Genomic DNA, 17,431 nt, shown 5'->3' with positions numbered 1-17,431 from the left:
GTGTAGTGATGCGGTACACCGTTCGCCCCGGATCAAGACCAATCAGGGGACGGGCGGGGTAATCGACATGATGATTTCCGCTTCCTCCGTTCCCCGGTTCAGGTAACGGTGGCTTTGGCGTGCATCAAAGCTGATGTTCTCGCCAGCTTTGACGTCAAAACTTACCTTATCAATCTCTGCAGTAATGACACCCCGGACCACATAGACACTTTCCAGGGACGGGTGCGACATATCGTCCATGGACTGTTGACCGACTTCGTAAACAGCCCGGAACACTTCCATCTCGCCATTGCCACGGGTGAGCCGTTCATAGACGACACCCCCACGCGGGCCACGCAACAACATGCGTTCACCAGGGCGGCTGATCCATACCGACGGCCCCTTGCTGGTATCCATGAACAAGGAAGACATGGATTCCCCAAAGATCCCGCTGAGCTTGCGCAGGGTCGTCAAACTGGGTGTGGTGACACCGCGTTCTACCTGACTGAGCAGCGTGGGCGAGAGCTTGACCATCTGACCCAACTCCCGCAGGGACAGACCCTTGGCCACGCGCAGCTCATGAAGTCGTTTGCCTATCATTCTGAAGTCCTATGTTCGTGTAGTTATGTGTAGCCGAACTTCACGAATTATAGGGTAAGAGAGGCAGCCTAATGGTGTGCAAATGCATGTTCCAAAACTGCACAAACCGTGCAGTTTCAGTGCTGAATTCTTCCAGACTTTACACGTGTGCACAAGCACTTTACACGCAACACCGATATAGGCGTCACAGACACAAACCACAAGCCATTGTTTATAAACGATATTTTACCTAGGGAAAATACGTAGTCTGGTTTTTCAACAAAAAACTACAGGCCTAAAGTATTATTTAACCGTAAATTATGTGCAGTTTTATTGCACAATCTTGTATACAGCCCCCGTACGGGCATAAACGGAGACTTCATGACATCGCCTGTTTTGCCATTGGCTATTGAACAAATTGATCACGCCGCCTGGACCGTACCCGATCTGGATGCAGCCATTGCTTTTTATGAACGCCTGTTTGGTGCCCGCCAACTCTACCGTCTGGGGCCCATCAACAGCGCTGACCTGCCCCGTTCTGCGCAAGGCAAAGACTGGACCCACGCCCACCTGGACATACCCGATGCCAAGCTGGAACTGGCCTTTATGGTGCTGCCCAATGGCTTTCATATCGAGCTGTTTGCCTACGCACAACCTGCCAGCGACACCCAAAGAGCCCTGAAGTCCAACCATGTGGGTGCACATCACCTGGGTTTTCTGGTGGCCGATCTGGATCAGGCAGTGGCACAACTTGAACAGCACGGCTGCACAGTATTGGACCGCATCGCCTTTGATTCTGGCCCGACCGCCGGTGCTCAATTCCAGTACTTCACCGACCCCTGGGGCAATATTTTTGAGCTGGTCCAGCGCAGTCAGCCACTGAACGCCCCCCAGGGCCGTGAATGCGTGAATCCGGCATCGCTCTACAACAGCACCAACTTCGGTTTTTCCCACGCTGTCGTACAGGACAACAGCCGCACCGTGCATCTGGCCGGGCAAGTCGCCTGGAATGGTGAAGGGCAGTTAGTGGGTGCAGGCGATCGCATCGCACAAACCCGCCAGGCTTTGCAGAACCTGAAAACCGTCCTGAAAGAAGCCGGTGCCAGCCCGCGCGATGTCGTGCGTTTGCGCACCTACCTGGTCGGCCACACACCTGAAGAGCTGGGCCCGATCTGCGCACTGATCAACGAGTTTTACGAAGGGGCCGAACCGGCTGCCAACACCTTGCTGGGAGTGGCCAATCTGGCGCTGCCAGACATGCTGGTCGAGATCGAAGCCACGGCACGTCTGCCCTGAGCCAGAGGCCTCCTCTTTTCTTCAACCCATACAAGTGACACACATGAGCAAGAAACACCGGGTGAACTGGAAGGGCTATATCCCGACCATCATCACCCCTTTTGATGAAGCACGACAGCTGGATGTACCGGCACTGCACAGCATGCTGGAATGGCTGCATGCCGAGGGCATGCACGGTCTGTTTATAGGCGGCACCACCAGCGAATGGACCAGCCTGTCCAACCAGGAACGGGTAGAGCTTTTCCGCGCCAGTGCCGACGCCATGCGCGGCAAATTGCCTTTACTGGCAGGCTGTACCGGCTACACACCCGCCGAAGTGGTCGCTCTTGCTCAAGAGGCCCAGGCACTGGGCTATGAAGGGGTCGTGATTGCACCGCCCCCCTATGTACGCCCCAATGACAAGGAAATACTGGCCTTTTACCAGCAGATCGCCAAAGAAATCACCCTGCCTATCGTGATTTACAACTGGCCTGCCGGGACCGGAATCGATTTGTCGGTGGATTTGCTGGAGCAACTGAGCGATATCGATGGTGTCGTCGGCATCAAGCAATCCAGCCCCAGCATTGAACAGTTCATCAAGACGCTGTTCCGCCTGAAAGACAAGGTCCGTGTGTACGGCTTTCGCATGGATGAGCACGGCCTGTCCCTGCTGCAAAGTGTGGATGGCGACGGCACGATTGGCGCAGGCGGCGTGTTGGGCCGTTATCAGCCCGATTTTTACAACCACATCTGGCGCGGCGATATAGACGCTGCCCGCGCCTGCGGCCAGAAAGACATACAGATTCTGCAACGCTGGTACACCCCTGAGCTGATCGGCCGCTACGGCTCTTCACCCTCGGTGCTGAAAGTTGCATTCAAGATGCGCGGCGTACCCGTGCAGCCCTATGTACGCCGCCCCATTCTGGAGGTCGAGGACACCGAGATAGACGTCATACGCCAAACCTTGGTCGATCTTGAACTGATCTAAGACCCCCGTCGCGAGTACCGCCGGTACTCGCGCCCATACCCCCTTCGCTGGTACACGGCGCAGGCATTTTGCCCTGCCTGCTTTGTTGCGCCTGTTTCTTGCTGCATCACTTGCGGTAGGGGGATTGCTGCACGCTTTTTTATCTACCACGAAGGAGAAGAGGAATTGAAAACAAGAAATAAAACTGCTGTCGGTACGGCCCTGTTTTTACTGATGGCCAGCTCGGCAGCCCACGCATCCATCACCCTGTACGGGATTTTGGACACGGGTATTGGCTACGACATGAACAAGGGTAATAGCAGCTACAGCCGGGACCGGACTGATGCCACCGAGTTCAAGACTTCACGTCTGGGCCCCAATAGCGGTGTGCACTTTGGCAGCCGCTGGGGTATCCGCGGCACGGAAGATCTGGGCAACGGGCTGCAAGCCAAATTTGTGCTGGAAAGCGGCTTTGATGTGCCTACCGGCAAGTCCATTCAGGGTGGTCGCCTGTTTGGCCGTCAGGCCACACTGGGTCTGGCCGGCGAGGACTGGGGTCAGGTGGATTTCGGTCTGAAGAACAATATGCCGACCGAATACTTCAGCATGGCTCACCCCTTGGGTGGCGGTGGTGGAATTGTAGGCTTTGGATCGACCTTCAGCGTGGCCAACACGGTGCGTTACGACAACCAGATCCAATACCAATCGCCCACGTTGAACGGCTTTCAGTTCGGTATTGGCTATTCCTTCAACATCAACGGACAGCAGCACTGGGATAGCGAGCGCCCGGATGGCACCAACAGCAAAGACAACAATATCCGTGCAGTGACCACCGGCCTGCGCTACAACAACGGTCCCTTGAGCGCCGCTCTGGTGTACGACCAACTGCACATCAATAAACAGTCTGCCAGCGGTGCACGTCCTGCTGCCGACTCTACCCGTGTCAGCGCCTGGGCAGGGGCGGCCAGCTACGACTTTGATGTGGTCAAAGTGTTTGCCGGCATCGGCCAGACTCGCGACGGCCTGTTCGCCACCCAGGTCTTTGGCCTGAGCAACGTCACCAACCCGCTGCCTTCCTTTGCAGCAGTGCCAGGCCTGCGGATCAACTCCTACTCTTTTGGTGTGACCACACCATTGGCAGGCGGCCGCTTCTCGCTGGGCTGGAACATGGCAGATCCACGCAACTTGCCAGAGAGCATTACCGGCCCCAATGCGCAGACCAAACGTCAGCATGTGTACTCGGTAGGTTACCAGTACGACCTGTCCAAGCGCACCATGGTGTACGTGTACGGCGGCTATGCACAGAACCTGACCTTCCTGCCAGACGCACGCGCCACACAGCTGTACGTGGCCTTTAACCACAAGTTCTAAAGCGGGACGCCCCTTCGGGGGCCACACCCTGACTCGCTGTACTGTTCTTCCGTAGATACGCGATTCTGTTCCGCGCTATCTGTTTTTATACGCCCCTCTACGCTAGCCGTAAGGGGCGTTTTTTTAACCACCGGGCAGGCAACGTCAGTCGTCCTGCGCCTGGGGATTTGCCTGATAGCGCAGCCAGCCGGCAACTACACTGCCGCCACCAGGACGATCCTTGGGATGACTGCGGCCTTCATTAACCGGCACTTCCTCAAAATCGAAGGGGCTCATGCCTTCAATACAGGCCACATTCACACCATACTGCTCCGGGTTGGAGCGGCGCTGATGGAAGGTATAAATCCCGCAGTGCGAACAGAAGTAATGCCGGGCCTGCCCGGTATTGAACTGATAAAGCGTCAAGGCATCCTGCCCTTGCTCTACCTGAATATCTGCCAGGTTGGCCGACACCGCCACCGCCCCACGCATGCGGCAATACGAGCAATTGCAACGGCGCGCCGAACGCAGACCATCGGTCAGCTTCACATTGAAACGAACGGCTCCGCAATGGCAGGCCGCTTTGTACACAGGGCGAGTATCAGGGGTGTTTTCAATCATGAATGGCTTTGAATCACAATAAGTCCAGGGCGGGAAATGTCATGCTAAATCATGATCCGCCAGAAGCCTACAAAGGCTGCACCGCAAGACGCAGGCCCATTGCCTTCAAAATGGCCGTCAGGCTGCTCAAGGCCGGATTCCCCTTGGGGGACAAGGTCCTGTAAAGCTGCGTCGGATTTAACTGCGCCTGCTCGGCAACTGCCTGCACACCACCAAAAGCCTGTGCCAATTGACGCAACACGATCAGGAGTTCGGCCTGATCCCCGTCCTCCAAAATCTGATTGATAGTCTCTAATGCCAAGGCCGGATCACTGCGATACAGATCGGCCATAGCCTCATCATGTGATCTGCTTCTCATGGTCTTTTCTCTCCTGCCAGTCCTGCCAATAAATAAGCGCCCCATGCGGTCTTTCTGCGTTAATTTTCGTTTAAAGACGAATTATTAACAATGAACAAAGTTAAAGAGAATCAAGCAGGCACAAAAAAACCGGGCCAAAGGCCCGGTAAAAGTGGTGTGTCTAATGAAAGACAGAGATAACTCAATTCCTTGCCAGCGCAACCAGACGCGCTGACAGTACGGATTCTTTAACGGCCAAGGCCGCGATCACGTTGTAGTGATTTGTTCCCGGCAGGCTGCGGTACACCGCATCCACTCCTTGCCTGGACCAGGCCTTGGCCAGTTCCTGGCTTTGACGATGAAATTCCGAGGTTTCGTCACCGCCTACCCAGGCCTCGAAAGGCTGCCCATTGGCAGGGGCAGGCCAGAACAAGGGGCTGGAGGCTCGGGCGGTATCGGCATTGAGCTGCAAGGCATCATTGATGCCGATATGCGTCAGCGGTTCCAGGTCATACAAGCCGGACAAACCCAGGCCCGCCTGCAACATGTCGTGGGGCAGGTCCGGTGCAAAACCGGGCCAATCCGTAGCCAGCAGGCAAGCTGCCAAGTGGCCCCCTGCCGAGTGTCCTGCCACCACGATCGGACGCTTGAAACGTCGCCAGACCGTCGCGCAAGCCAGGCGCAGCTCATCAATAATCTGCGCCACGCTCGCCTGCGGGCACAAGGTATAGGTGGGCAATACCGTAATCAGGCCGTTATCCACGCTGCCTTGTGCCAGATGGCTGAAACGACGCTGGTCCATGGACTGCCAATAGCCACCATGAATGAACATCAGCACCGCCGCATCCGGGCGCTCCACAGCCGGAAAGTGAATGTCCATGACATTACGCGTTTCCGGGCCGTAAGGCTGATTGGCTTCATGACGCGAACCAGCCCGAAACTGCTCGGCCAACCCCGGCCACGAGGCCACAATCTCCTTGTGATCGGGCACATGCCAACTGGCGTTGTATTCACTTTCCAGATGCTGTGTCATGACGGGTTTAGTCCTTGGGAACGCCCAGTTCGGCAGCTACGCGATCCAGCTCGGCACGGTAGAAGTTCAGCGCTTCCTGAGCCTCCACACCCTTGGCTTCGCTCAACCATTGCTGCTCAATCACCGCCAGCTTGGTCTTCATGGCTTCCAGCTGCTCGCCTTCAATGCGGTGCACCTTGATGCCTTCAGCGCTCAAGCGATCAAAAGCCGCCATATTGTTCTTTTGCCAGATACCCGAGAAACGCTTGACCAGTGCTTCACCTGACAAGGCATCAATCGCGGCACGGTCGGCCTCGCTGATACGCTGCCAGCTGCGCTCGTTAACCACCATGAACTGACTGGAGGCAGAGAAACCACCGGGCAAGACGAACAAGTTCGGCATGAAGCGCGCCAGATTGAAGTCGATCACCGTGGTGTAGTTCTGGAACATGCCATCAATAATGCCGCGCGAAATCTGGTCATAGGCTTCGGTCAGCGTCGAGGAAATCGACACCAGGCCCAGCAGCTTGGCGATACGCTCCACCAGCACACCGGGAATACGGATCTTGGTGCCATCCAGCTTGTCCAGGCTGTCTACCTTGGCGGCTGTCCACAACTGGTACGAGCCAGGAACCCACGCGCCCAGCAATTTGGTGCCGGCGTGCTCGTTCTTGCCCATGAAGTACTTCTGATAAGTACGCCAGTAGGCCAGCGAGTTCACCTGAGCGTTCTCGGCCGTCATGGGCAACTCCACCATTTCCGTCAGCTTGAAACGCTCCGGGGTGTAGGAGTGCACACCAATCGTCATGTCTGCCACGCCATTGCGCACCAGGTCGTAGTGCGAAGCCGGGGTGCCCAAAGGCGGCAAAACCTGAATCTTCACCCGTCCTTCCGTTGCCTGTTCCACATCCTTGGCCCAGGGGTTCAACATCTCGGTCACCATGGGATGGGTGGGTGGCAACCAATTGGAAAAACGCAGCGTGACGTTCTGTGCCTGAACGCTGGTGCTGGCAGCCAGGGCGACTGCCGCTACCCCCACCCATTTGCTAACTTGCTTAATCATGCTTATTCCTTCGAGAAAATCAGATTCAATAAAAATGGCTTACATCAATGAGGGCAGAAACAAAGCAATGCCGGGAATGCCAATCAAGAGCGCCAGGCGCAGCAGATCAGCAAAGACAAAATAGATAACGCCGCGGTAAATAGTGCTGAGCGACATGGACGGCACCACGGAATTGAGCACAAACACGTTCATCCCCAAGGGCGGTGTGATCAGACCCACTTCGATCAAGGTGACCACCAGAATGCCGAACCAGATCGGGTCCAGACCCTGGTTGATGATTAGCGGGTAAACAATGGGCAAGGTCAGCAAGAGCATGGACATACCTTCCAGCATGCAGCCCAAGACCAGGTACAGCACCACAATGCCCAGCAAAATGCCCCAGCCCGGCAAGTCCCATTGCTGGACCGCATCGGACAACAGGGCGGTAAAGCCGGCCACGTTCACAAAGGTGGTGAAGATCTGTGCCCCCACCATAATCACGAAGATGGCGGCACTGGTCATGGCGGTTTCACGCAAGGCACCCATCAAGCTCTGCCAGGAGAACTTGCGACGCCAGATCATGATGAGCAGGGCACCGACCGCACCAATACCGGCCGCTTCAGTCGGCGTGAACAAGTTGCCGTAAATCCCGCCGATGACCAGCAGGAACAACAGTAAAACGGCGCCGACACTTTTCAGGCCGCGAATGCGCTCCAGCCAGGAACTGCGCTCTCCTGCCGTTGCCAGACCGGGAGTCATGCGAGTGGCCACCATCACCGCAACGATATACAACACCATGCCCAAAATACCGGGCAACACGGCTGCAATAAACAGCTTGCCAATATCCGTGCTGGTCAGCACGCCATAGACAATCAGGGGCACGCTGGGCGGGATCATGGCACCCAGAGTACCGGCTGATGCAATAGCGCCACCTGCCAGGGAGTCGGCATAGCCGTAGCGCTTCATGGAGGGGTACGCGACCCGGGCCATGGTGGCCGTCGTCGCAAAGCTGGAACCGCATACGGCCGAGAACATGCCGCCCGACAGCACTGTGGCAATGGCCAGACCGCCACGACGATGACCGACAAAGCGATAAGCTAGATCGAACAGGTCTTTGGAGACATCCGCCCGTGTCACCAGATTGCCCATCAGGATGAACAGCGGGATGACGGACAAGTTGTAGTTATGAACCAGGCGATACGAGGTTTCCGCAGCCATATAGGCGGCCGGGCCCCAATCAACTACGTAAGCAAAGCCACCAATACCAACTAAAGCCATCGCCACCGCGATGGGTACTTCCAGGACCATGAGCACGATCAGGATGATCATGCCAGTGACAACGACAGTCATTATTTTTCCTCAGCGAGCTCATCGCCGTCGGCACTGAACAGTGCGGCCAGCGTGGACAGGGCGCACATCACCGCTGCAAAGTAAGCAAAAGGCGCCAATGGCAGGTCTGCAAATACCGCGCGCGAATTGGTCTGCGCAAACTGTGTACCCAAGGCCCACAGGTGATAAGCCAGAAAGGCCATCAGCACACCTGTCGCCACGCGACTGCACCAACGCAACAGACCTTGCACCAGCACGTTCTTGCCCACCAGAGAGCGCAGCAAGGACACTTTGACGTGCTTGCCACTCAAGGTGACAAAGGGCAGGGCGGCAAACACCATCACCCCGACCAGCACCTCGGTTAATTCAAAAGCGCCAGACAGCGGCCGCACGAAGCTGCGCATCATGACATCGGCAAAGGCCACCGCCATCAAGGCCAGAATGGCCAGTGCGGACAGCCCGAACATCCAACTACAAACATGACGCAAGAAACGGGTCTGCATCAATCTCCTCCCCTCTATAGGCATTGCGTGTAAATTTCAGTGCCTCGTGTAAATTTCGTGCATTAAATGTACACAAAATTTGCCCAAAAACAGTGTGATATTACTTTAAACCTCTAGTTTTTTGAAAAAAATAAGCTTGGGGTTTTCCATTAAATATTTATAAAAAACCTGAATACACAAGGGTTTCAGAGCCTCATTATGAAACCCGGGAAAAGAGCTTGCAGGAAAAAGACGGTCGTAAAGTACGTGCACAAATACTTTACAAAAACAGGGATAAATGTACAGAAGCGGCTCTCAGGGGGAAAAGGTGTACAGGGAACGAAGCCGGACCCAAGCTTCAGGCCTGCATGAAAGCGGATTACCCCTTGTTATTGAAGGGATATTCTGAACAGAAGATTTGCCTCCTCCCCGTGCCCGGCCTACCATCAAGACGCTTCTGTTTTCGCTTCCGCTTTATTACTGACCAAGAGCCCGAACCATGCCCACCCTACGTCCCGCCCAACTTGCTGACATTGGCACGATTGGAGATATGTACGCCGAGCTATTCGCCCACATGCATCATTTGCAACCGCACTACTACCTGCAAGCACGGCAGGACGAGGGCTTTATCCAGTCCATGATCGAGTCGGACCAGGCAGCCTTGTTTGTGGCCGAGAAGGACGATCAGGCGCTGGGTTTTATTATTGTTCAGCAGCAAAAGACCCCGCCGTACAACTGCATCACGCCGCATGACTTTGCCTATGTGATTGATCTTGTCGTGACGGAATCGGCACGAGGCATGGGACTGGGCAAGCTGCTGATGCAGACCGCCCAGGAGTGGGCACAAGTGCGTGGACTGGACTACATCGAGCTGGGGGTCTTGAGCAATAATCGGGGCGCTATCGCGCTATATGAGCAACTAGGCTATGAACACAACACCAGCATCATGCGCAAGGCGCTTAAATAAGGCAGGACACCGCGCCACCAGACCCTTTGATGATTGAGCAGGTACAAAAAAGCGCTCAACCACATTCTGTTTGAGCGCTTTTTTTTGACTGGTTTCCCAAAGTCAGGACATCAAAGCCTTGGGCTTGATACACCTTTGACTTATCAAAGCCAGACCCAAGGGCCAGGAGTTCAGCCTTCTTCTACAAACTGCTGCACCTCGGCAGGCGTTAAGTAGCGCGACTCGCCTGGCTCCAGGCTGTCGTCCAGGGACAGAGAGCCAATACGCTCGCGATGCAAGGTCTGAACCAGATTCCCCAGGGAAGCAAACATACGCTTCACCTGATGGTATTTCCCTTCCTGGATGGTCAGCCGCGCAGTGCGTTCATCAATGCGTTCCAGCACGGCTGGCAGCGTTGGTTTGTCCTCGCCATTCAACAAGATACCGGCCTTGAACAATTCTTCTGCATTATCAGGCAAAGGCTCTGCCAAGGTCGCCACGTAGACCTTATCGCATTGATGGCGGGGCGAGATAATACGATGCGTCCACTGGCCGTCATCCGTAATCAAAATCAGGCCGGTAGTATCCACATCCAAGCGACCGACGGTGTGCAAGCGCTCGCGCTTTTCTACATCGATCAGCATCATCACGGACGGGTAAGCACTATTTTTAAGGCTGCACTCGTAACCAGCGGGCTTATTGAGCATGATGTAACGCAGGCCAATCAGGGCAAGCGGCTCATCATCCCAGCACACTACATCACCCTCTTGTACAACGTGAGTGCCTTTGGTCACTACCTCGCCATTGACGGTGATTTCTCCGCTTTTAAGCACTTTACGCGCGTCTGAGCGACTCAGGTCCGTGCTCTCACCAAGAAACTTGTCCAGTCGCATTCCATTTCCAAACAAAGAATTATTGAATAATTTACAGCGTCTTTACGATCGATCAAGAGGCCTTGCAAGGCCGACGCCAGGTACCACCATCAGATCCCCACGCCCCTTCTTTTAGTTCGTTCTGAAGCAGGGTGTATCACTGCAAGTAGACCACATCAGCTTGATTCCGCACCTTTCCATTCCTGGCGCGTGACGCCATTGCCACCAACCCACCAGGCAATTGATCAGTCCGTGTCTACTGACAAAAATTAATTGAGCCTGCCCAAAGACGCTGAATCTTCAAGACTCAGAGCTCATCAGTCATCACCAAAAAAATGAGCCCCAGCAGGAACGCCGGAGCCCATTTTATTCATTCGCATCACTGCGAGGTTTTTCACGAATTCCTGAGATCGGTTTTCATCAAGCCGAACAGCTTTCAGGAACGGTGAGCACCGACAGCCTTAAATATCCAGGTTCCCCGCCTGCAAGGCATGGGACTCGATAAAGGCACGACGTGGCTCAACGTGATCACCCATCAGCGTGGTGAAGATCTGATCCGCATCGATAGCATCAGCAATCTGCACACGCAGCAAACGACGTACAGTGGGGTCCATGGTCGTTTCCCACAGCTGGCTGGGGTTCATCTCACCCAGACCTTTGTAGCGCTGCTTGCTAAGCCCGCGTTCGGCTTCGGTCAACAGCCATTGCATGACTTCACGGAAGTCATCCACGGCGGTTTCACGACGCTTCTCGCCTTCACCACGAGCCACCATGGCGCCATCACCGATCAGACCGGCAAAGGTCTCGCCAGCGCGGGCCAGAGTTTGGTGATCGCCACCACGCACGAAGTTGCGGTCAAACACCGTGACACGGATGTTGCCATGGTGCAGACGCTGCACCACCACACGCCAGGATTCGCTCCCTTCATCAAAGGCGGCAAAGACTTTGACGACGGTGGGGGCAGCTTCGTCGAACAGGGCCTTCTCCAAATCCTTAGCAGTCTGTTCGGCGGCTTCCTGTGTATCCAAGTTCAACTTCACGCCTTCAGCCAATGCTGACAGGGCATCACCGTCCATATGACGCGACAGGCGCTCAATCACGGCCTTGGCCTTCACGTAGCGATGAGCGTAGTCGGACAAGGCTTCGCCTGTGATGGGAGCTGCACCTTCAGCTGGCGTCAACACTGCATCGCGCAGGGCCAGCTTCAACATGAACTCCGCTTCCTCGGCCTCGTCCTTCAGGTACATCTCTTCACGCCCAACCTTAACCTTGAACAAGGGCGGCTGCGCGATGTACACATAGCCACGCTCAATCAACTCGGGCATCTGACGATACAGCAGTGTCAGCAGCAGGGTACGAATGTGAGCACCGTCCACGTCCGCGTCAGTCATGATGATGATGCGGTGGTAACGCAGCTTGTCAATATCAAAGTCCGGGCCGATGCTGGTACCCAGGGCGGTGATCAGGGTGGTGATCTGCTCGCTGGAAATCAGACGATCGAAACGGGCTTTTTCTACGTTCAGCACCTTGCCGCGCAACGGCAGAATGGCCTGGAATTTACGGTCCCGGCCTTGCTTGGCCGAGCCGCCTGCGGAGTCACCCTCCACAATGTACAGTTCGCACAGGGCGGGATCTTTTTCCTGGCAGTCGGCCAGCTTGCCGGGCAGGCCAGCGCCTTCCAGCACGCTCTTGCGACGGGTCATTTCGCGGGCTTTACGGGCCGCTTCACGGGCACGGGCTGCTTCCACGATCTTGCCGCACAAGGCCTTGGCGTCGTTCGGATTTTCCAACAGCCAAGTTTCCAGGGTGCGGGCCACGGCTTCTTCCACGGCGGGACGCACTTCGCTGGACACCAGCTTGTCTTTGGTCTGGCTGCTGAACTTGGGCTCGGGCACCTTCACCGACAGCACGCAGACCAGGCCTTCGCGCATGTCGTCGCCGGAGGTGTCGACCTTGGCTTTCTTGGCCAGTTCGTTGTCGGCAATGTACTTGTTCAGCACGCGGGTCATGGCCGCACGCAGACCGGTCAGGTGGGAACCACCGTCGCGCTGGGGAATATTGTTAGTGAAACACAGCACGGTTTCGGCGTAGCTGTCGTTCCACTGCATGGCCACTTCAACCGATACTGGCGTACCACCGGCATTGGACTCGGTTGCGACGCTGAACACGTTAGGGTGCAGCGGGGTCTTGTTGCGGTTGATGAAGTCCACAAAGCCTTTGACGCCGCCCAGGAAGGCAAAGTCTTCTTCCTTGCCCTGAATCTCGTCAACCAGGCGAATCTTCACGCCATTGTTCAGGAAGGACAGCTCGCGCAGGCGCTTGGCCAGGATCTCGTGGTGGTATTCGATATTGCTGAAAATTTCCACGTCGGCCAGGTAACGCACGCAGGTACCCGTGCGGCCTTCTGCAGGACCGGTCACCGCCAGGGGCGCAGTGCGCTCGCCACGGCGGAACTCGACCTGGTGTTCGTTGCCATTGCGCCAGATGGTCAGCAACAGCCATTCGGACAGGGCGTTCACACAAGACACACCCACACCGTGCAAACCGCCAGATACCTTGTAGGAGTTCTGGTCGAATTTACCGCCGGCGTGCAGTTCGGTCATGACGATTTCAGCGGCGCTGCGCTGGTGTTCGTCGTCCTTGTGGATATCGGTTGGAATACCGCGGCCGTTATCGCACACCGAAATGCTGTTGTCGGAGTGGATGGTGACGACGATATCGTCGCAATGACCGGCCAAGGCCTCATCAATCGCGTTATCCACCACCTCGAAAACCATGTGGTGCAGGCCGGTGCCATCGGAGGTGTCCCCGATGTACATGCCTGGACGCTTGCGCACGGCCTCCAGGCCTTTGAGCATTTTGATGGAATCAGCGCCGTAATCGGCTGGCTGGGTGGTCGTGGTTTGATCGGTCATAGCATAAAACCTTGTAATAGCCTGTCTGCTTCAAGCGGGTATGGCCCGGCGGGCCATACCGGTCAAACATGCTGCATTAAATGCGCATCGGCATGACCACGTACTTGAAGTCTTCTTGCTCGGGCAGCGTCATCAACACAGAGGCGTTGGCATCGGGCTGCACAGACCAGCGGACCGTTTCGTCCTTGATGCTGGCCAACACATCGAGCAGGTAGCTGACGTTAAAGCCAACGTCCAGACTTTCGTGTTCATAATCAATATCCAGCTCTTCGACGGCTTCTTCCTGTTCAGCGTTGGAAGCGGAGATCTTGAGCTGGTTTTGCGACAGTTGCAGTCGCACGCCACGCAGTTTGTCGGTGGTCAGAATGGCAGCACGTTGCAAACTGCCTTGCAGCACTTCACGGCTGACATCGAAGTGGCGGGTGTAGTTGGAAGGAATCACACGAGCAAAGTCGGGGAATTTGCCTTCAACCAGTTTGGAGACCAACTCCACATCGCCAAAGCGGAAACGAATCTGACGGCTGGACACATCAATGTTGACCAGATCGTCGGTATCGCCCAGCAAACGCTGCATTTCCAGCACCGTCTTGCGCGGCACGATGATGTCGTGACGCTCCTGCACGCCGTCAATTGCGGTGGCATTATGAGCCAGACGGTGACCGTCCGTGGTAACCGTACGTACCAGGCCGGGTTCAAACACCAGCAACATACCGTTCAGGTAGTAGCGAATGTCTTGCTGCGCCATGGCAAAGTGCACCGTATTGAACAGGTGCTTCAAAGTGCGCTGAGGCATGCTCAAGGACACGTCCCACTGCTCTGGCAGGTTCAGCACTGGAAAATCAGCGGCTTCCAGAGTCTGCAACTGAAAGCGGCTCTTGCCGGACTGGATGGTCAGCTTGCCGCTGTCCAGGCCCAGGCGCACATCGCCAAAGTCGGGCAGGGCTTTCAGAATGTCCAGCAGCTTGCGGGCCGCCACCGTGGTGGCTGCATTGTCCTCACCCACGCCAAAGTCGGCATTGGTGGTGATCTGCACTTCCAGGTCGGTTGCCAGGAAAGAGACATCAGAGCCGTTTTTACGCAGCAGGATGTTGGCCAGAATCGGCAAAGTATGGCGGCGCTCCACAATGCCAACTACTGTGGATAAGGGCTTTAGCAATGCGTCGCGAGTAGCTTGAACGAGTTGCATGGTCATCCTTTGAGAGTTTGTTCCAGTACGTGTAATGCGTGATTCAGTTCGGCTTGCTTGGTGCGTGCATCCGAGATTTTGCGCACCGCGTGCAGCACCGTAGTGTGGTCCCTACCACCGAAAAGATCGCCAATTTCCGGCAAACTCTTTTGGGTCAGTTCCTTGGCCAGATACATGGCCACCTGGCGCGGCATGGCGATATTGGCGGGGCGGCGCTTGGAGTACATATCCGCGACCTTGATTTTATAAAAATCGGCCACGGTTTTCTGAATATTTTCCACTGTGATCTGCCCATTGGAGACCGACAGCAAATCCTTCAGTGCATCCTTGCACACCTCCACCGTCAAGACATCGCGGCCATGGAAACGCGCGTAGGCCGAAACCTTGCGCAGCGCCCCTTCCAGCTCGCGCACGTTGCTGCGCAGATGCTTGGCAATGAAGAAGGCCACTTCTTCGGGCATGGCAATGCCTTCGGCCTGAGCCTTGCGCAACAAGATTGCCACGCGCATTTCCAGCTCGGGCGGCTCGATGGCCACGGTCAGGCCGGAGTCAAAGCGCGAGATCAGGCGGCTATCAATATTGGCCAGCTCTTTGGGATAGGTATCCGAGGTGATGATGATCTGCTTGCGCTGAGCCACCATCGCTTCAAAGGCGTAGAAAAACTCTTCCTGCGTACGGTTCTTGCCGGCGAAAAACTGAATATCGTCAATCAGCAGCAAGTCCAGCGAATGGTAGTAGCGCTTGAACTCGTCAAACGCCTTGCGCTGGTATGCCTTGACCACGTCCGACACGTATTGGTCGGCATGGACGTAACGTACCCGCACACCATTGCCATTGGCGACCAGCGCATTGCCGATCGCGTGAATCAGGTGGGTCTTGCCCAAACCCACACCGCCATACAGAAAGAGTGGGTTATAGGAGACACCGGGGTTCTCGGCCACCTGCAAGGCCGCTGCGCGTGCCAGCTGGTTGGCTTTACCCGTCACGAAGTTGTCGAAAGTCAGTTCGGCGTTCAGGCGCGAACGATCCTGTACCGCATCCACCACCGCCGTCATGGCCGGGTTGGCAACAGGAGGAGCCAGGTTTTCACCGGCGGGGCTGCCTGCAGGCGCAGGAGCGGCACGATCGGCCAGGGCGCGACGAGGCGCCGCGCTGGCCGAGGGCAGCTCGAACTGAACCGTTACGGGACATTCGTAGAAATCCGAAGCCAGTTCCTCTATGCGAGTGGCGAAATTCTTGCGGACCCAATCCAGTTTGAAACGATTAGGAGCAGAAACGCGCAACACCCCGGCTTCGCTGTCGAAGTCCAGGGGAACCAGTGGACGTATCCACGCACTTATTTGTTGGGGGGGAAGCTCCTGCTCCAATTTCTGAACGCAGGACTGCCAGAATTCATTCATCGGTCATCACTTCTGTAAACCTCGATTCTACCCTGAGCTGTGCCAAGTTATCCACAGGCTAACAAATTTAGTTGCGTAATATCGGGCTAAATAATTGACACAACAGAAAGAATTTGCTGAAATGACGGGCTTAACACGATTTTCTGTTGCCAGATCCCAAGCGTTTGCGCTGTCGGGGTGGAGATTTTCTGCGATTTCTGGCGGCTCATTTTTTTGGATACACCATGAAACGCACCTACCAACCCTCTGTTACCCGTCGCAAGCGTACCCACGGTTTTCGCGTTCGCATGAAAACTCGCGGTGGCCGCGCTGTTTTGAACGCACGTCGCGCTAAAGGTCGCAAACGTCTGGCTGTATAAGCCATGTCGGGATGCGGGGCCCAGGGTGATGGATCTATTATCTAAAGCCCGACTCCCACGATACGCATCATGCGTGCCTCCTTTCCAGCTACGGCTCGCTTACATAGCCCCACCGAATACGCACAGTCTCTTAAAGGGCAACGCGTAGGTCGCGGGGCTTTGTTCGTGGTCACTCGCTCTCGTGGCGAAGATCCACACCAGACCGAAGGCGCCCGTCTGGGACTGATCGTCCCCAAGCGCTTTGCCAACCGCGCCGTCACCCGCAACACCATCAAGCGTATCTTGCGTGAAACCTTCCGCCACAAACGTGAAGGCTTGCCCAATGCCGCCTATGTCTTCAGGCTGCACAGCAAGGTACCCCAGGTGTCGCTGACTGCCCTGAAGCAACTGGTTCGCACCGAGGCCGACACCTTGTTCTCCAAGGTACGGCCATGATGCGCAAACTGGCTTCGGCACCGATCCGCTTTTACCAGTTTTTTCTGAGTCCATGGATCGGTAGAAACTGCCGCTTTACTCCCAGCTGCTCCAACTATGCCTTGCAGGCCATTGAAATTCATGGCCCGCTCAAAGGGCTATGGCTCGGTGGTGTACGCATCTGCCGCTGCAATCCCTGGTGCAAGGGAGGGCATGATCCTGTGCCCGCTCGCACGCCCGAAGACCGCAACACTTTCTGAAATCGTCCTGGTCTGCGCCTTGTTTTTCAAGGCAACCCCCTGTTTGCTGACCAGCTACGTTAAACTGCTAAGCTTTTGCTCAGCTTTATAAATGTGATACAGGCGC

General features: G+C 55.8%; 18 protein-coding genes. 7 read left to right on the top strand and 11 right to left on the bottom strand.

Going from position 1 to position 17,431, the window contains the following annotated elements; all coding sequences use genetic code 11:
* Positions 1–42: 42 nt before the first annotated feature.
* Positions 43–579 (bottom strand): helix-turn-helix domain-containing protein, encoded by a 537-nt coding sequence (locus ACLPGZ_RS09580; RefSeq protein ID WP_026483973.1) that lies wholly within the window; start codon positions 577–579, stop codon positions 43–45.
* 360 nt (positions 580–939) lie between these two features.
* Here ACLPGZ_RS09580 and ACLPGZ_RS09575 point away from each other — a divergent pair, with 360 nt between their 5' ends.
* The 3 genes from ACLPGZ_RS09575 (at position 940) to ACLPGZ_RS09565 (ending at position 4,171) form a co-directional block, all read left to right on the top strand.
* Positions 940–1,854 (top strand): Rid family hydrolase, encoded by a 915-nt coding sequence (locus ACLPGZ_RS09575; protein ID WP_230940662.1) that lies wholly within the window; start codon positions 940–942, stop codon positions 1,852–1,854.
* Positions 1,855–1,897: 43 nt separating this feature from the next.
* Positions 1,898–2,821, top strand: a complete 924-nt coding sequence (locus tag ACLPGZ_RS09570; protein WP_115634673.1) for a dihydrodipicolinate synthase family protein — start codon at positions 1,898–1,900, stop codon at positions 2,819–2,821.
* A 165-nt stretch (positions 2,822–2,986) separates the two neighbouring features.
* A complete protein-coding gene (locus ACLPGZ_RS09565; RefSeq protein WP_115634671.1) occupies positions 2,987–4,171 on the top strand; it encodes a porin in 1,185 nt (394 codons plus the stop codon).
* 144 nt (positions 4,172–4,315) lie between these two features.
* Here ACLPGZ_RS09565 and ACLPGZ_RS09560 read toward each other — a convergent pair whose 3' ends face one another.
* The 6 genes from ACLPGZ_RS09560 to ACLPGZ_RS09535 all read right to left on the bottom strand — a co-directional run bounded on the left by ACLPGZ_RS09560 (position 4,316) and on the right by ACLPGZ_RS09535 (position 8,994).
* Positions 4,316–4,771: a GFA family protein gene (locus tag ACLPGZ_RS09560; RefSeq protein WP_181900211.1), complete on the bottom strand. Its 456-nt coding sequence runs from the start codon at positions 4,769–4,771 to the stop codon at positions 4,316–4,318.
* 67 nt (positions 4,772–4,838) lie between these two features.
* On the bottom strand, positions 4,839–5,129 hold the full coding sequence (locus ACLPGZ_RS09555; RefSeq protein WP_042485083.1) for a helix-turn-helix domain-containing transcriptional regulator: 291 nt from the start codon (positions 5,127–5,129) through the stop codon (positions 4,839–4,841).
* A 181-nt stretch (positions 5,130–5,310) separates the two neighbouring features.
* Positions 5,311–6,141, bottom strand: a complete 831-nt coding sequence (locus tag ACLPGZ_RS09550) for an alpha/beta hydrolase (protein ID WP_060186785.1) — start codon at positions 6,139–6,141, stop codon at positions 5,311–5,313.
* Between the two features lie 7 nt (positions 6,142–6,148).
* Positions 6,149–7,183, bottom strand: a complete 1,035-nt coding sequence (locus ACLPGZ_RS09545) for a TRAP transporter substrate-binding protein (protein WP_051316312.1) — start codon at positions 7,181–7,183, stop codon at positions 6,149–6,151.
* A gap of 39 nt (positions 7,184–7,222) precedes the next feature.
* On the bottom strand, positions 7,223–8,512 hold the full coding sequence (locus ACLPGZ_RS09540; protein WP_115634669.1) for a TRAP transporter large permease: 1,290 nt from the start codon (positions 8,510–8,512) through the stop codon (positions 7,223–7,225).
* Positions 8,512–8,994, bottom strand: a complete 483-nt coding sequence (locus ACLPGZ_RS09535) for a TRAP transporter small permease (protein ID WP_045930463.1) — start codon at positions 8,992–8,994, stop codon at positions 8,512–8,514. Before ACLPGZ_RS09535 ends, ACLPGZ_RS09540 begins: the two co-directional genes overlap by 1 nt.
* Positions 8,995–9,472: 478 nt before the next feature.
* Between ACLPGZ_RS09535 and ACLPGZ_RS09530 the strand changes: the two genes are divergently transcribed.
* Positions 9,473–9,940 carry a GNAT family N-acetyltransferase gene (locus ACLPGZ_RS09530; protein WP_060186788.1) on the top strand — a complete coding sequence of 156 codons (468 nt, stop codon included), beginning with the start codon at positions 9,473–9,475 and terminating at the stop codon, positions 9,938–9,940.
* Positions 9,941–10,110: 170 nt separating this feature from the next.
* On the opposite strand, the gene ACLPGZ_RS09525 is transcribed toward ACLPGZ_RS09530, so the two are convergent.
* The 4 genes from ACLPGZ_RS09525 to dnaA form a co-directional block, all read right to left on the bottom strand.
* On the bottom strand, positions 10,111–10,812 hold the full coding sequence (locus ACLPGZ_RS09525) for a pseudouridine synthase (RefSeq protein WP_009461443.1): 702 nt from the start codon (positions 10,810–10,812) through the stop codon (positions 10,111–10,113).
* Positions 10,813–11,252: 440 nt separating this feature from the next.
* Positions 11,253–13,706 carry a DNA topoisomerase (ATP-hydrolyzing) subunit B gene (gene gyrB / locus ACLPGZ_RS09520; RefSeq protein WP_083055118.1) on the bottom strand — a complete coding sequence of 818 codons (2,454 nt, stop codon included), beginning with the start codon at positions 13,704–13,706 and terminating at the stop codon, positions 11,253–11,255.
* 76 nt (positions 13,707–13,782) lie between these two features.
* Entirely contained in the window at positions 13,783–14,892 is a 1,110-nt protein-coding gene (gene dnaN / locus ACLPGZ_RS09515) for a DNA polymerase III subunit beta (protein ID WP_009461439.1), read from the bottom strand.
* A 2-nt stretch (positions 14,893–14,894) separates the two neighbouring features.
* Positions 14,895–16,292 (bottom strand): chromosomal replication initiator protein DnaA, encoded by a 1,398-nt coding sequence (gene dnaA, locus ACLPGZ_RS09510; protein ID WP_009461437.1) that lies wholly within the window; start codon positions 16,290–16,292, stop codon positions 14,895–14,897.
* Positions 16,293–16,516: 224 nt separating this feature from the next.
* On the opposite strand from dnaA, the gene rpmH reads away from it, so the two are divergent.
* The 3 genes from rpmH (at position 16,517) to yidD (ending at position 17,325) form a co-directional block, all read left to right on the top strand.
* Positions 16,517–16,651 (top strand): 50S ribosomal protein L34, encoded by a 135-nt coding sequence (rpmH, locus tag ACLPGZ_RS09505; RefSeq protein ID WP_003800771.1) that lies wholly within the window; start codon positions 16,517–16,519, stop codon positions 16,649–16,651.
* Between the two features lie 69 nt (positions 16,652–16,720).
* On the top strand, positions 16,721–17,086 hold the full coding sequence (rnpA, locus tag ACLPGZ_RS09500; protein ID WP_009461433.1) for a ribonuclease P protein component: 366 nt from the start codon (positions 16,721–16,723) through the stop codon (positions 17,084–17,086).
* Positions 17,083–17,325 carry a membrane protein insertion efficiency factor YidD gene (gene yidD, locus ACLPGZ_RS09495; RefSeq protein ID WP_021447161.1) on the top strand — a complete coding sequence of 81 codons (243 nt, stop codon included), beginning with the start codon at positions 17,083–17,085 and terminating at the stop codon, positions 17,323–17,325. Before rnpA ends, yidD begins: the two co-directional genes overlap by 4 nt.
* The last annotated feature ends 106 nt before the right edge of the window (positions 17,326–17,431 follow it).

It is taken from the genome of Alcaligenes sp. Me129 (assembly GCF_050487245.1).
Classification (GTDB): Bacteria; Pseudomonadota; Gammaproteobacteria; order Burkholderiales; family Burkholderiaceae_B; genus Alcaligenes; species Alcaligenes phenolicus.
Note: the sequence above shows the minus strand (reverse complement) of the source record. Positions and strands in the feature narration are given on the sequence as shown.